Origin of the sequence: Shimia aestuarii (assembly GCF_900114635.1) — a bacterium.
GTDB classification, from domain to species: domain Bacteria; phylum Pseudomonadota; class Alphaproteobacteria; order Rhodobacterales; family Rhodobacteraceae; genus Shimia; species Shimia aestuarii.
Map to the genome: position 1 here is coordinate 1,249,886 of NZ_FOTQ01000001.1, position 13,838 is coordinate 1,263,723.

11 protein-coding genes are annotated in these 13,838 nt (G+C 63.8%); 9 read left to right on the top strand and 2 right to left on the bottom strand.

Features of this window, described 5'->3' with window-relative positions; translation table 11 throughout:
- Positions 1-48: 48 nt before the first annotated feature.
- Positions 49-1,539: a hypothetical protein gene (locus tag BMZ35_RS06215; protein WP_093091878.1), complete on the top strand. Its 1,491-nt coding sequence runs from the start codon at positions 49-51 to the stop codon at positions 1,537-1,539.
- Positions 1,540-1,556: 17 nt separating this feature from the next.
- Here BMZ35_RS06215 and BMZ35_RS06220 read toward each other — a convergent pair whose 3' ends face one another.
- Entirely contained in the window at positions 1,557-2,054 is a 498-nt protein-coding gene (locus BMZ35_RS06220; protein ID WP_093091880.1) for a serine O-acetyltransferase, read from the bottom strand.
- Between the two features lie 152 nt (positions 2,055-2,206).
- Here BMZ35_RS06220 and BMZ35_RS06225 point away from each other — a divergent pair, with 152 nt between their 5' ends.
- Genes BMZ35_RS06225 through BMZ35_RS06235 form a run of 3 tightly spaced genes read left to right on the top strand, consistent with a single transcriptional unit; the run spans position 2,207 to position 6,497 of the window.
- The gene (locus BMZ35_RS06225; RefSeq protein WP_093091882.1) at positions 2,207-4,204 is read left to right on the top strand and encodes an acyltransferase family protein; all 1,998 of its coding nucleotides are present in this window, start codon (positions 2,207-2,209) and stop codon (positions 4,202-4,204) included.
- On the top strand, positions 4,201-5,748 hold the full coding sequence (locus BMZ35_RS06230) for a GMC oxidoreductase (protein WP_093091884.1): 1,548 nt from the start codon (positions 4,201-4,203) through the stop codon (positions 5,746-5,748). Before BMZ35_RS06225 ends, BMZ35_RS06230 begins: the two co-directional genes overlap by 4 nt.
- Positions 5,745-6,497 carry an SDR family oxidoreductase gene (locus tag BMZ35_RS06235; protein ID WP_242654704.1) on the top strand — a complete coding sequence of 251 codons (753 nt, stop codon included), beginning with the start codon at positions 5,745-5,747 and terminating at the stop codon, positions 6,495-6,497. Before BMZ35_RS06230 ends, BMZ35_RS06235 begins: the two co-directional genes overlap by 4 nt.
- An 8-nt stretch (positions 6,498-6,505) precedes the next feature.
- Here BMZ35_RS06235 and BMZ35_RS06240 read toward each other — a convergent pair whose 3' ends face one another.
- Positions 6,506-7,258, bottom strand: a complete 753-nt coding sequence (locus BMZ35_RS06240) for a WecB/TagA/CpsF family glycosyltransferase (protein WP_242654706.1) — start codon at positions 7,256-7,258, stop codon at positions 6,506-6,508.
- Between the two features lie 187 nt (positions 7,259-7,445).
- On the opposite strand from BMZ35_RS06240, the gene BMZ35_RS06245 reads away from it, so the two are divergent.
- Genes BMZ35_RS06245 through BMZ35_RS06265 form a run of 5 tightly spaced genes read left to right on the top strand, consistent with a single transcriptional unit; the run spans position 7,446 to position 13,838 of the window.
- Entirely contained in the window at positions 7,446-8,579 is a 1,134-nt protein-coding gene (locus tag BMZ35_RS06245; RefSeq protein ID WP_093091886.1) for a Gfo/Idh/MocA family protein, read from the top strand.
- Positions 8,576-9,541 carry an NAD-dependent epimerase/dehydratase family protein gene (locus tag BMZ35_RS06250; protein ID WP_093091888.1) on the top strand — a complete coding sequence of 322 codons (966 nt, stop codon included), beginning with the start codon at positions 8,576-8,578 and terminating at the stop codon, positions 9,539-9,541. The genes BMZ35_RS06245 and BMZ35_RS06250 overlap by 4 nt, the downstream gene beginning before the upstream one ends.
- Positions 9,538-10,758 carry a glycosyltransferase gene (locus BMZ35_RS06255; protein WP_242654707.1) on the top strand — a complete coding sequence of 407 codons (1,221 nt, stop codon included), beginning with the start codon at positions 9,538-9,540 and terminating at the stop codon, positions 10,756-10,758. The genes BMZ35_RS06250 and BMZ35_RS06255 overlap by 4 nt, the downstream gene beginning before the upstream one ends.
- Positions 10,755-11,720 carry a glycosyltransferase family 2 protein gene (locus BMZ35_RS06260; protein ID WP_093091890.1) on the top strand — a complete coding sequence of 322 codons (966 nt, stop codon included), beginning with the start codon at positions 10,755-10,757 and terminating at the stop codon, positions 11,718-11,720. The genes BMZ35_RS06255 and BMZ35_RS06260 overlap by 4 nt, the downstream gene beginning before the upstream one ends.
- Complete coding sequence (locus BMZ35_RS06265) at positions 11,721-13,838, top strand: NAD-dependent epimerase/dehydratase family protein (protein WP_093091892.1); 2,118 nt, start codon at positions 11,721-11,723, stop codon at positions 13,836-13,838.

Sequence of the window (13,838 nt, forward strand, 5' to 3'; positions counted from 1 at the left end):
CTATACTTGGCGCGCGCCCTGTTGTTTCGAGGAAAGGCCCCGCGCGCCATGCCCAACGTCATCGCCAATCTGATGCTGTTGCTCTGGCCGGTCGTGGTCTGGCGGCTTTTCGTGGCGCTTCCCCCGGGGCGGGCGCTGGTCTGGTCCCTGCTGGGGGCCTATCTGCTTTTGCCGCCGCCACCGGCCAAGTTCGACCTGCCCCTCATGCCCGCGCTCGACAAGGAATCGCTGCCCCACCTGGCAGTGTTTGGCGTGGTGGTTTTTGTGCTCGCCCTGAAGCCCAAAATCCTGCCCGAGTCCCGTCCCGCGCGCTGGCTGGTGCTGTTGTTCATCCTGTCCCCGGTACTGACCGTGGCCACCAACTCCGACCCGCTGATCTTCACGGAACGCTATATCCGCGGGCTTCACCTGCAGGACGCGATTGCCCAGCCGATCAACCAGTTCATCATGCTGATCGGCTTTCTGATGGCGCGCAACTTCCTGCAGACGCGAGAAGACCAGCGCGACATGCTGCTGGCTCTGCTGATCGCGGGGCTGGTTTATACGATCCCGACTCTGATGGAGGTCCGGCTCAGCCCGCAGATCAATAACTGGGTCTATGGCTATTATCAGCACCTGTTTTCCCAGACCATTCGTGGCGGCGGGTATCGCCCCATGGTGTTCCTTTATCATGGCATCTGGCTGGCCTATTTCATGCTCACCTGCCTGCTCGCGGCACTGGCGCTTTGGCGGGGCGACACGCGCCAATCACGGATCAAGTTCCTGATCGCGGCCTGTTACCTGGCGGTGATCCTGGTACTCTGCAAAACCTTGGCCGTGCTGGTTTATGCCGGGGTTGCAGGGTTGATGATCATAATGTTGTCGACGGGGGCGCAGCTCCGGATCGCCGCAGCGCTGGCCTTGATTGCCTGCCTTTACCCTGCGTTCAAGGCCGCCGGGCTGGTGCCAACCGATTTCATTCTGGCACAGGCCGAAGCCGTGTCGCCAGAACGGGCCGCGTCATTGGCCTTTCGGTTTCAGAACGAAGATATTCTGGCCGCACGCGCGTTTGAGAGGCCGTTCTTCGGGTGGGGCATCTGGGGGCGCAACCATCTGCATGATCCCGTCACGGGTCAGATCACGTCCGTGTCCGACGGTTATTGGGTGATTGTTCTGGGTGTCTGGGGGGCGGTCGGCTACGCGGCGCAATTCGGGCTGCTGTCGTTGCCGATTTTCCTCTTGTGGCGGCGCCTTGGACAGGCTCGCTCGGATGCACGCACCCGGTTCGTGCGCGAGACATCCTTTTCGATGCGGGGCGACAGCCATCCCCGAGCGGATTTGGCCCGCGTGTCGGTTTCGCCCTATGTCGGGCCGCTGGCGCTGCTGCTGGGCGTGAACCTCGTTGATTTGCTGCCCAATGCCACGCTCACCCCGATGACATGGATCATTTCCGGCATGTTGCTGGGTCATGCCGAGATGTTGGCGCGGCAACGCAAGGAAGGCGTGGAAGAAGGCTTGCGCGCCATGCCGGAACCGGCACGACGGCGCACTGTTCTGTAAAACGGGAACCACGCGGATCAGGTATTGTCCTTCATGCGGATGACCCGTGCCGGAATACCGGCCACGACCGCGCCATCCGGCACGTCCTTCGTCACCACCGCATTAGCGCCGATCTCGACATTGTCGCCAATGGTGATCTCGCCAAGAAGCTTGGCCCCGGCGCCGACATCCACGTGCCCGCCCATACGCACCGCACCCGACAACGTGACCTGATGCATCAGCATACAATTCGGCCCGATCACGGCGTTGGGATGAACGATGATGCCCGTGGGATGCGGCATGCGCAGACCGCCGCCGACCTCCATGTGCAGGTGCAGTTCGGACTGGGTGATCACCGACCAGAACCGATGCACCAGAACCCAGTACTTGGACGCGAGTCGCCCAAACAGACCGCCGCGCGCGCGCGCCTTTTGGTAGCGGCGCAGGGCGCGGATCAGCTTGGGACCGGGATCCCAGAACCGGGTCACTTTTTCCCGTGACCAGTCGGCCTCGGTGGCCGATACATCGAAATCCATCTTCACTGGCGGTCCCCTGCCATCAAAATGCCCTTGAATCGTTGTCGCAAAACCTCTGTTGTTTCGCAACTTCGGACTGCATTTGCGCCTATTCTTGAACCCACCCCGGCGGCAATGCTTTGCTGGGGCCACAACAAGAGCAGTTTTCGGGCATGACCCAGACCACACCAGCGCCCCACCGGGCCGAGATCGACGGGCTGCGCGCCATCGCCGTATCGGCGGTGGTGCTCTATCATTTCGGCCTGCCCGGTCTCGCGGGCGGCTTTGTCGGGGTCGACATCTTCTTTGTCATTTCCGGTTTTCTGATCGGTGGCATCCTGTGGCGGGAAAAAACCGCGACCGGGCGTCTGTCGCTTGGGCGCTTCTATCTGCGCCGCATCCGCCGCCTTGCCCCCGCATATGTCGCGATGTCGGCGGCTGTGCTGCTTGTCGGCTGGCTCGTGCTTTTGCCGTACGATTTCCGCGAAACCGCCAAGGGTGTGATCGCGGCGACGGTATATCTCTCGAACGTGCTGTTCTTTCGCCAGTCGGGCTATTTCGACACGGCGGCCGAGGACAAGGTGCTCCTGCATACATGGTCGCTTTCGGTCGAGGAACAGTTTTACCTGTTCCTGCCTCTGGTCTTCCTGCTGTGCGGACGGTCACGCCGGGGCATGATCCTTGCCTTTGCTGCCCTGTTTCTTGCCTCGCTTCTCAGCGCCATTCCCCTGACCAGCCGTGCCCACACAGCGGCGTTCTATCTCTTTCCCTTCCGCGCATGGGAGCTTTTGGCCGGGGTGCTGCTCGCGGTCTGGGGACAAGAGCGCGGCACCGACTGGCGTTTTGGACCTTGGCCAAGCTGGCTCGGGCTTGCCCTCGTGCTGGCCGGGATTGCCCTGATCCAGCCCGGTCCCGGTTTTCCCGGATGGCAGGCCGTGGTGCCGGTCGCCGGAACGGTCCTGCTCCTGATGAACGGGGGCGATCCGAACCCGGTGAACCGGGTTCTGTCGATGCCCGCCCCGGTCATGATCGGGCTGATCTCCTATTCGCTTTATCTCTGGCACTGGCCGGTGCTGACCCTCTCGACCTACATGCGTGGGGAGTATTCCGGACCGCTGGAGACGACGGGCTGGATCATTCTCTGTCTGATCCTCTCGTTGCTATCGTGGCGGTTCATCGAACAACCCGTGCGCCGGGCCTCCAACCTCTCCGGCAAGACGCTCTTGGGCGGGGCGGCATTAGCCTCGGTTCTTTTTCTCGGAGCTTCCGCGGCGATCTTCCGCGCCGACGGGATGCCGGGGCGCTTTGGCCCGGAAACACAGGTGCATATCGCAGCCTCCGGCGATTTCCTTCAGGATTTCTCGCGCTGCACCACCCCCGAAAACGGCCCCCTGAAGGGGATCGAAACCTGCCCCATTGGACCCGAAGGCCAAACACCAACCTTGTTGATCTGGGGCGACAGCCATGTGCGTGCGCTCTATGAGGGGCTGGCGCAGGCCGCCCACGACCACAACCGCGCCGCGCTGGTGATCTGGCGCGCTGGCTGCCCGCCCGCCTTTGACCTCGAAAAGCAGGAAAACAGCGCCACCGCCACCCAGAACGCCGCCTGTCGCAGCGGCAATGACCAGATCAGGGCGGCCTTGGCCGAGATGCCCGATCTGCGCGACGTGCTTTTGATCGGACGCTGGGCCTATTACGCAACCGGCACCGGGAGCGGAATCGACGCGCACAACACCATCACGCTTAAAGGCGACGGAGCGGACAAGCCGCAGGATGCGCTTTTAGCCGAAGCCCTTACGACCACGGTTCAGACACTGGCCTTGCAGGACCGCACCGTCTTCCTGCTACGCCAGCCGCCGGAAATCCCGCACTATGCCGCCCCTGAAATGGCTCGCGCGCTGGTGCATGGGCGGGTGACTGCGCAAGAGGCGCAGCGCATGGGGCAGGTGACGATGGACGCAGCTGAAGAACGCGCGGCATCTGCCGAGAAGGCGATTGCCCAAAACGGTGCGCAGATCCTCGATCCGTGGCCGTTCCTGTGCGACCAGTTCCTTTGCGAGGCGGTGCGGAACGGGCAAGGCTTTTATTTCGACAACAACCACCTGACCAATGCTGCCGCCCGCCAAATCCGCGCCGTGTTTGCCCCCGTCTTTGCCGAGGGCGGCACATGACACGGCCACAGGACAAAACATGGGACGTGATCGTGATCGGCACCGGAATGGGCGGCGGCCCGATCGGGCGGCGGCTCGCTGAAAAGGGGCTGTCGGTGCTGTTTGTCGAACGCGGCCCCGCCGGGTTGAGGGCCGAGGAACAGGAGCTTAGCGCCGACATTTGGGGCAAGGAAGCGCGACTGGTGCGGGGATATTGGCCCGAGCCCCTGCATGCACGGGTGAACGGCGTCGACACCATATTCAACGCTCCGCTGGGTGCGGGGGTGGGCGGGTCTTCTGTGTTCTACGCCGCCACGCTGGAACGCCCCGAACCGCATGATCTTGATGACAGCGCGGACATCCCCCACCCGACCGGCGGCTGGCCCGTGTCCTATGCCGAGATGCGCCCCTATTTCGAAGAGGCTGAGCAGATGTTCCATGTCTGTGGCAGTGTCGATCCGCTGGGTGATCCGGCGGAGCTGCCGCCGGGACCAGAAATGCCGCCTGCCGACAAGGCGCTTTTCGCGGCGATGCAACGCGCCGGATTGCATCCCTATCAGGGGCATATGGCGCTGCGCTATCTGGAGGGCTGCCAGTCCTGCCTGGGCTCGAAATGCCCGCGCGCCTGCAAGATGGACGGGCGATCTGCCGGGGTGGAACCGGCCTTGGCCACGGGGAACGCCTCACTTCTCGACCTTTGCGAAGTAACGGCGCTGCGGACCGAAAACGGCGCGGTCCGCGCCATTGAGGCCACCCACCGGGGCACGCCGATCACGCTGCAGGCACGGGCCTATGTGCTGGCCGGGGGGGCGCTGGCCTCGCCGCGCCTCCTGATGGCGTCAGGCGATCTGGCGAACAGCTCGGGGCAGGTCGGACGCAACCTCATGTTTCACCTTTCGGAAATGTTCGCCCTTTGGCCGGGGAGCGGCCACAAGGGCAGCGCCCCCACCAAGGCGCTTGCCTTCCGGGACCTCTATCGGGACAAAAACATACGCTATGGTATGGTGCAGGCCATGGGCATCGAAGCCCGCTATGGCGAGATCGTGCATTACCTCAACATGGCTTTCGACCGCTCGCGCCTGCGCGGTCTGCGACCCCTGCGCCAGTTTACCCGCCTGCCCGCCGCGATTGCCGTGAAGCTGTTTGGCGAGGCCAAGATCTTTGTCGGTATCCTCGAAGACCTGCCGATGCCGGAAAACCGCGTTATTTATGACCCGGACGCCCCGCGCAAGCTGGCGATCACCTATGACATGCCCCCCGAACTGGGAACCCGCCGCAAGGCGTTCCGCAAGGCGATCCGCAAGCGGCTTCGCGCCGTGTTTCTCGGCTCCGGCCCGGACCTGAACTATGGCCATCCCTGCGGTACGTTGCGTTTCGGGCATGACCCGTCGACCAGCGTGCTCAATGCGGATTGCCGCGCGCACGAGCTTGACAATCTCTGGGTCGCGGATGCCAGCTTCATGCCAACCTCGATGGGCGTGAACCCTAGCCTGACCATTGCCGCCAACGCCCTGCGTGTCGGTGATCGGCTGGCGGAAACCTTGCAAGCGGAGGGCAAGACATGAGCACAGGCATGACAGTCGTGACCGGCGCGGGCTCGGGGCTTGGGCGGGCTTTGGTCGTGGAACTCTGTGCACGGGGACAACATGTTGCAGGGCTTGGCCGCCGCGCGGACGCCTTGCAGGAGACAGCGGCACTGGCGGGCGATCTCTTCACGGCAATTCCGGCAGACGTGTCCGACCCGGCTTCGGTAAGGGCAGCCTTCGCGCAGGTCCGTGCGCTTGGCCCCGTGACCATCCTCATCAACAACGCGGGAGTCTATCCGCATCGCGATATCTTCGACGAGACCGCGCAAAGCTTCATGGAGACGGTGAACACCAACCTTGGCGGCATGGTGGCCTGCACCCGCGAAGCGCTTGCCGATATGGGCGCGGCGGGCGAGGGGCGCATCGTCAACGTGTCGAGCTTTTCCGACCTCTCGCCACCACCCTGCAGCGCGGCCTACAGCGTATCCAAGGGGGCCTGCACAGTGTTTTCGCGCGCGTTGGTGGCCGATCTGGGGGACCGCCTGCCGGGGATCGTGGTCAGCACCTGGATGCCGGGCATGCTCAACACCGACATGGGCATTCCAGAGGGGCTGGACCCGGCGGTCGCGGCGAAATGGGGGGCGGCGCTGGCGCTTTGGTCGGATCGCACCCTGAGTGGAACGGTGTTCGAAATGGATCGGGAAATCCTGCCGCCGCGCGGGCTGAAAGGGAAACTCAAGGACATGCTGCTGCTGCGCCGCCGCAAACCCCGCCGGATCAGCGTCTGAGAGCACCGTCAGCCGTTGCGCAGCTTCATCGCATCGCGGGTCAGTCCGGGAAGGATACCGAAACAGCGCGCGTAACGCACCGCCAACCGCGCCGGGTTGCTCAGCATCCGCCACAGCCATTCCAGCGCGAGGTTCTGTACCCAGACAGGGGCACGGTTCTGTGTCCCGGCCAGAAAATCCAGCCCCGCCCCGATCGAGGCAAATCCCATCTCCGGCACCACGACGCGCCCGCGCGCGGCCAGTACTTCCTGCTTGGGGGCGCCCAGCGCCAGAAAGGCCATGCCCGCGCCGGCTTCGGAGGCTTGTCGCAACACCGTGTTCGCCACCGCGCTGTCCGGATCGAACCCCATTGGCGGCGCGATCCGTGCGACGATTTCCAGATCCGGCACCTGCGCCTGCAACGCGTCCCCTGCCGCCGCCAGACTGTCTTCCGTACTTCCAATCAAGGCCACCGTAACGCCCTCAGCAGCGGCCCATTTAGCCAGCGGCAGCACGAGGTTGGCCCCCGGCAGCAACCCGACGGGGCGACGCGCCAGCCGGGACAGCCAGACCACCGGATTGCCATCCGCGACCACAAAATCCTGAGCCTGGTAGGCGCTGGCAAAATCGCGGTCCTGCCGCAGCTTGACGAGGTGATCAAGGTTCAACGTCGCCAGCGCAAACCCCTCGCGCGCCCGGAACCGCGCGCGCACCGACGCTTCCAACGCGTCCATAGTGGCGATGTTGACCGTCACCGGCCCGTCGATCGTGCGAAATTCCACCCGTTGCCCTCGGTTTGTCCGACTTCAACACTAGCACCTGCGCCGCGCGCCGCCAGAACCTTGCCGCAAATCCCGGATAAGTGGTTCCCCTGCGCCACAAATCGCCACAGAAACCGGCCCGCCGCTGGCCTCGCCCGCCGCTTCCCCTATACTGTCGCCAATCGCTTGCGGGCAAAGGGTATTTCACATGAACGGCAAACCCATCCGGGCCGTGTCCATCATCGGTTGTGGCTTTGTTGCCGATCTTTACATGCGTTCGCTTGCGGCCCATCCCGATGTCGCCGTGACCCAGGCCTTTGATCGTGATCCGGCGCGGCTGGCCGCGTTTTGCGCGCATTGGAAAGTCACGCCCGCCGATACGCTGGAGCGGTTCCTTGGCAACCTGCCGGTTGGCTCACTGGTGCTCAACCTGACCAATCCGGGGTCGCATTTCGAGATCACCCGTACCTGCCTCGAGGCCGGACATCATGTCTACTCCGAAAAGCCGCTGGCCATGGCGATGGACGACGCGCGGGCGCTGCATGACCTGGCCGCTTCAAAAGGTCTTCTGCTCGCCTCTGCCCCCTGTTCGGTGCTGGGCGAAACCGCCCAGACGCTTGCCAAGGCGGTGCGCGACGAGGTCTGCGGACCGGTCCGGCTAATCTATGCCGAGCTTGACGACGGGTTCATTCCACAAGCCCCCTACAAGGGCTGGAAAAGCCCGTCAGGCGCGCCGTGGCCCGCCGAGGATGAATTCGCGGTGGGCTGCACGTTGGAACACGCGGGCTATTACCTGACATGGTTGATCGGTATGTTCGGCACCGTGCGCCGGGTCATTGCTGCTTCGGCCGAGACCCTGCCCGACAAATCGACCACCGGCACCCCCGACTTCTCGACCGCGACCCTTTTCTTTGAAAACGGCATCACCGCGCGTCTGACCTGCTCCATCGTGGCCCCGCATGACCACCGCATCCGCATGTTCGGGGACAAGGGCGTGTTGCAGGTCAAACAGGCCTGGGACAACAGCGCGCCAGTACGGTTCCACCGCCGTTTCGTCCTACGCCGCCGCCTTATGGAGCACCCGATAGGCAAGTCCATCCGACTGGGGCGCGCCACCCATCCCAAGGTTGACCGGTGGGGCGCGGCGGCGATGAATTTCGCACTTGGCCCGGTGGAAATGCTGGACGCTTTGACCGAAGGGCGCGCCTGCCGGCTCTCCGCCGAATTCGCGCTGCACCTCAACGAGGTGACATTGGCCATCCAGAACGCGGGGGACAGCGCCGGAGTGCAGGACATGACCACGCGCTGCGACCCACTCACCCCGATGCCGTGGGCGTCATGAACGGCCCCATTGCCATCACCGGGGCAACCGGGTTCGTCGGACAGCACACCGTTGCCTATGCGCGCCTGATCGACCTGCCGCTCCGCGTGATCGTGCGTGCGGAACACAGCGTTCCGAGGGGGTGGGTCAATGATCCGGGCGTCACGACCCACGAAGCCGATCTGGCAGAAAGCACCAATATTTCCAGCAGCTTAAAGGGAGCCAGCACCCTGATCCACGCCGCAGCGACGCTTGCCGGGGATCACGCGCGCGACACGATCGCGGCAAGCGAGAACCTGATCGCTGCAATTATCGAGGCTGGGGTACCGCATGTGGTTCTGGTCAGCTCCCTGTCCGTTTACGATGTCACCGCGCTCCGCGACAATGACATCCTGACCGAAGCGTGCCCGCTGGCCACCACGGGGCGCGATGCCTATGCTGCCGCCAAGCTTTCACAGGAACACATGTTCCGCGCCGCCGCCCAAGAACACGGTTTCACCCTGTCTATCCTGCGCCCCGGCGCGATCTACGGGCCGGATCGCCTGTTCAACGCCCATATCGGCCCCGGCATTGGCCCGGCGCTGGTGATGATCGACGGCGGCGGCAAGGTGCCGCTCTGTCATGTCGACCTTGCCGCAGAATGCCTGATCCGCGCCGCCCAGTCCCCGAACGGGATCGAAGCGATCAACCTTTTTGACGACGCCCTGCCTAGCCGCGACCGCTTTGTAACCAGTTTTCGCAGAACCGGCTGGCCCCGACTGGTGCTGCACTTGCCGCTTGGCATGGCGCGGCTTCTGGCACGGATCACGCCCAATGGCGCCTCCATGCCGGGGCTGTTGCGGCGCGATACGCTTGAGGCGCGCCACAAGCCGCTGTCTTATGACAACACCTTGATGCACAAACGCCTGAACCCGGTCACAATGCTGCCCTTTGAAACCGCTATGTCCGGATCAATCGGGATCGAGCAGGACCGAAACACGTGAGCGACACCACAGACCGCCCCATCGCCTATCTGACGGGAGAGTACCCCCGCGCCACCGACACCTTTATTCAACGTGAGGTGGCCGAACTGCGTGCCATGGGGCAAGAGGTCGTGACCTGCTCGGTGCGACGCACCGGCGACGAACATCTCGTCGGTGAGGAGCAGAAAAAAGAGGCCGCGCGCACCTTCTACATCCTGTCCGCCGCGCGTCCGCTGCACCTGCTTCTGTGCCATCTGGGCGCATTCCTGCGCAGCCCGGCGCGGTATCTGCGTGCGCTCTGGCTGGCCATCCGCACGTCCCCCGGCGGCATCAAGGCGATGCTCTATCAGCTATTCTATTTTGCCGAGGCCGGGGTGCTGGCCGCACATCTGCGCAAAAACAACGTGCGCCACCTGCACAACCACATCGCCAAATCCTCCTGCTCGGTCGCCATGCTGACATCCGAACTGTCGGGCATCCCCTACAGTTTCACCCTGCATGGCCCAGACATCTTCTTTGCCCCGGAACACTGGCGGCTTGATGAAAAGATCGCGCGCGCCGCTTTCGTGGCCTGCATCAGCCATTTCTGTCGCTCTCAAGCGATGGCCTTCAGCGATCCGAAACACTGGCACAAGCTGCACATCATCCATTGCGGCGTCGATCCGCGTCGCTATGCCAATGACGAACTGCCGATGGGACACAACCTCCTGTTTGTCGGGCGTCTGGCCCCGGTCAAGGGCTTGCCGATCCTGCTGCGCGCGATGGAGACACTTGTCGGGGACTATCCCGACCTGCACCTGACCGTGATCGGCGATGGCCCAAGCCGCGCAGCGCTCGAGCATCAGGCGGAAAGTGCGGGGCTGGGCAACCATGTGGATTTCGTCGGCTACAAATCGCAATCCGAAGTCGCCGAAGCGCTGGTCGCGGCGGACCTCTTTGTTCTGCCGAGCTTTGCCGAGGGTGTGCCCGTCGTTCTGATGGAGGCCATGGCCGCCGCGCGTCCCGTGGTCACAACCCATATCGCGGGCATCCCCGAACTGGTCACCCACGGCGCCTCCGGGCTGCTGGTGCCGCCCGGCGACCCGGCAGCGCTGGCCGAGGCGATTGGCAAGGTCGTCGGCAACCCGTCACGCGCCACGGGGATGGGCATCGCGGGCCGCGCCACCGTGGAAACTGCCTTTGACGTCAGCATCGAGGCCGTCCGCCTCAAGGCACTGCTTGACGGGAGGGTCACATGACCACCGCCATCGTCATTGGCCGCAACGAAGGCAAACGGCTGATTGCCTGCCTGACCTCGCTGGTCGAGCAGGACGTCGAAATTGTCTATGTCGACAGCGGCAGTTGGGACAATTCCGTGGCCGAGGCCCGCAGCGTGGGCGCGCTTGTGGTCGAACTGGATCACACCCTGCCTTTCACCGCCGCCCGCGCGCGGCAGGCCGGGTTCGACGCGCTCAAGGCCACCGGCGATCTGCCGCAATTCATCCAGTTCGTCGATGGCGACTGCGTGGTGGTTCCCGGCTGGATCGCCGCAGGAGAAGCGGCCTTGCGCGAAAACCCCGACCTTGGTCTGGTGACTGGCTGGCGCGCCGAGCTTTACCCGGAACGATCGGTCTATAACGCGCTTTGCGACTTTGAATGGCACCGCCCGGCGGGCGAGATCACCGCATGTGGCGGGGACATGATGGTGCGCAGCGCCGCGTTTGAAGAGGCGGGCGGGTTCAATCCGAACGTGATCGCCGCCGAGGATGATGAGTTTTGCGTAAGACTGGCCAAGGCCAACTGGAAACTCCGCCGCCTGCCGCTTGAAATGACCCGCCACGACGCCGCGATGCTGCATTTTGGCCAATGGTGGCAACGCGCTGTGCGCACCGGGCATGGCTTTGCACAGGTTGGCTGGATGCATCCCCCCTATTTCCGGCGCGAACAGATCCGCGCGCTGGTCTATGGCCTTGTCCTACCGCTACTGGCGCTGATCGGCCTCTGCCAGTCGGCATGGCTGTTCCTCGCGGTGCTGGCGCTCTACCTGATGTCCTATATCCGCACGAAACGCGGGCTTGTTGCCGATGGTCTGCCCTATTGGGAGGCCCGCCGCCACGCCCGCCTTCTGTCCATGTCTAAGGTGCCGAACGTGATCGGCATGTTCCTGTTTCACTGGCGCCGCCTGCGCGGTCGCGCCATGAAGATTATCGAGTACAAGTAGATGATTGCAGACCTGAACAAAGACCGCCCCGTGCGCGCCGCCCTTCTGGGTGCAGGCTATATCGCAGACTGGCACGCAGGCGCGATTCAGGCCACTCCGGGCGTGGAACTCGTGGCCGTGTGCGATACTTCGCAGGCCGCCGCCACTGCGCTGGCCGAGACCTATGGCATCGCGCCCTATACCGATCTTGCCACCATGCTCGACGCGGGCATCTGTGATGCGGTGCATATCGTCACCCCGCCCCAAACCCACCGCATGCTGGCCGAGACCTGTCTCAATGCCGGGCAACATGTGCTCGTGGAAAAACCCGTGGCGCTCTCGGCCGAGGACACGCTGGCCATCCACGAAGCCGCACTTGCCAATGACCGTATCTTTGCCGCCGGGCATAATTTCATGGGCACACCCGGTTACATGCGGCTCAGGGATGCGGTCGAGATGGGTCGTGTCGGGTGCGTTGCAGCCGCCGAGATCAACTGGCACTTCCCGCTTGCCCCCCTGCGCTCGGGGCCGTTTGGCCTCTGGCTGTTGCAAGAACCCCGGAACCTCTTGCTGGAACTGGGCCCGCATCTCTTTGCCTTTGCGGTCGACCTCTTTGGCCCGCTGCATATCGAGCATGTCAGCCTGTCCAAGCCCATCGCCATCCCTGGCGACACCACGCGCCCGCAAAGCTGGCGTATCCTTGCCACCGCCGGGAGGGTCGCCGTGACGATCAACCTGTCGCTGGTCGAAACCATGGATGACCGCTCGGTCACGCTGCATGGCTCGACGGCCACGGCGCGGCTGGACTATGCAAATGATGTACTGGTGATCGACGCCGAGAATGCCGCCGACATCGTCGCCAACCCGTTCCTGCGCCAGATGTCGCTCGCCGGGCAGCACCTGCGCGAAGGCATGGTGAACGGCGTGCGGCAACTTGTGTCACTGAACCGAAAATCTCCCTATGGGCTAAGCTTTTTCGGTCTCACCGGCGCATTCTATACGGCAATCCGCACCGGTCGCCCGCTCGACAAGCGCTTTTCCGGCGACAGCGCCGTCGCGGTCATGACCGCCATCGACGCCGCACTGGCGCTGTTGCCGAAACCCGAGAAAAAACCCAAGCCTGCCACCCGCAAGAAACCCAAGCCCAGCGTGCTGATCATCGGCGGCACCGGGTTCATTGGACGCGACCTGACCCGCGCTTGGGTGGCTCGGGGACGCGATGTGCGCGTTCTTTCACGTGGGCAATCCGGCCCGTTTGACGATATTGCCGACCATGTCGAACTGTTTGGCGCGTCGCTGTCGAACCCCGATCAACTGGCCGCCGCCATGGACGGGATCGAGATTGTCTATCACCTTGGCAAGTCGCTGGATGCCACATGGGACGCCGCGCTCAAGAACGATGTCGGCGTGACCGAGACCATTGCCCGCGCTGCCAATGCCAGCGGCGTGGCGCGCTTTATCTATACCGGTACGATTGCCAGCTATGACATGTCCGACCCGGGCGTCACGATCACCGAACAGACCGGCTTTGCCGACGATATGACGGATCGCAACATCTATGCCCGCTCCAAGGCCGAATGCGAGGCGCGGCTTTTGGAGATGCATCGCAAATACGCCCTGCCGCTAACCATCGCCCGCCCCGGCATTGTCGTGGGCAAAGGCGGCCCGCTGCAACATTGGGGCATTGGCCGCTGGCACGGGGCCGGCGCGGTGCGTATCTGGGGCAAGGGCAACCATACGCTACCGTTTGTTTTGAATGAAGACGTGGCCGAGGCGCTGATCCTCATGGCGGAAAACGACGCCGCGATTGGGCAAAGCTTCAATCTGGTCGGAGAGCCGATGCTGTCAGCCTGCGATTACTTCGACGCGATCCATGCGCGATTGGGCGCGCGGATCAAGGTCAAACCGGGCAATCTCACCGCGTTCTATGCCTCAGCGTCGGTCAAGTACGCACTCAAGAAACACGTGCTGCGGCGCGGAGGGCTCAGCAACCCGTCGCTGGCCGACTGGAAAAGCCGTGCGCATTTCTCGCCCTTTGACAACAGTTTGCCCAAGGCGGTGCTGGGCTGGGCGCCGGAAGCGCGGCGTGACGTGTTCCTCACAAAGGCAATCGACGAGGCGGATCTTCTTGGCTTCTGA

Excerpts from the sequence above, each read along its gene's own strand:
- BMZ35_RS06215 (WP_093091878.1), top strand. The coding sequence starts at position 49 with ATGCCCAACGTCATCGCCAATCTGATGCTGTTGCTCTGGCCGGTCGTG.
- BMZ35_RS06220 (WP_093091880.1), bottom strand. The coding sequence starts at position 2,054 with ATGGATTTCGATGTATCGGCCACCGAGGCCGACTGGTCACGGGAAAAA.
- BMZ35_RS06225 (WP_093091882.1), top strand. The coding sequence starts at position 2,207 with ATGACCCAGACCACACCAGCGCCCCACCGGGCCGAGATCGACGGGCTG.
- BMZ35_RS06230 (WP_093091884.1), top strand. The coding sequence starts at position 4,201 with ATGACACGGCCACAGGACAAAACATGGGACGTGATCGTGATCGGCACC.
- BMZ35_RS06235 (WP_242654704.1), top strand. The coding sequence starts at position 5,745 with ATGAGCACAGGCATGACAGTCGTGACCGGCGCGGGCTCGGGGCTTGGG.
- BMZ35_RS06245 (WP_093091886.1), top strand. The coding sequence starts at position 7,446 with ATGAACGGCAAACCCATCCGGGCCGTGTCCATCATCGGTTGTGGCTTT.
- BMZ35_RS06250 (WP_093091888.1), top strand. The coding sequence starts at position 8,576 with ATGAACGGCCCCATTGCCATCACCGGGGCAACCGGGTTCGTCGGACAG.
- BMZ35_RS06260 (WP_093091890.1), top strand. The coding sequence starts at position 10,755 with ATGACCACCGCCATCGTCATTGGCCGCAACGAAGGCAAACGGCTGATT.
- BMZ35_RS06265 (WP_093091892.1), top strand. The coding sequence starts at position 11,721 with ATGATTGCAGACCTGAACAAAGACCGCCCCGTGCGCGCCGCCCTTCTG.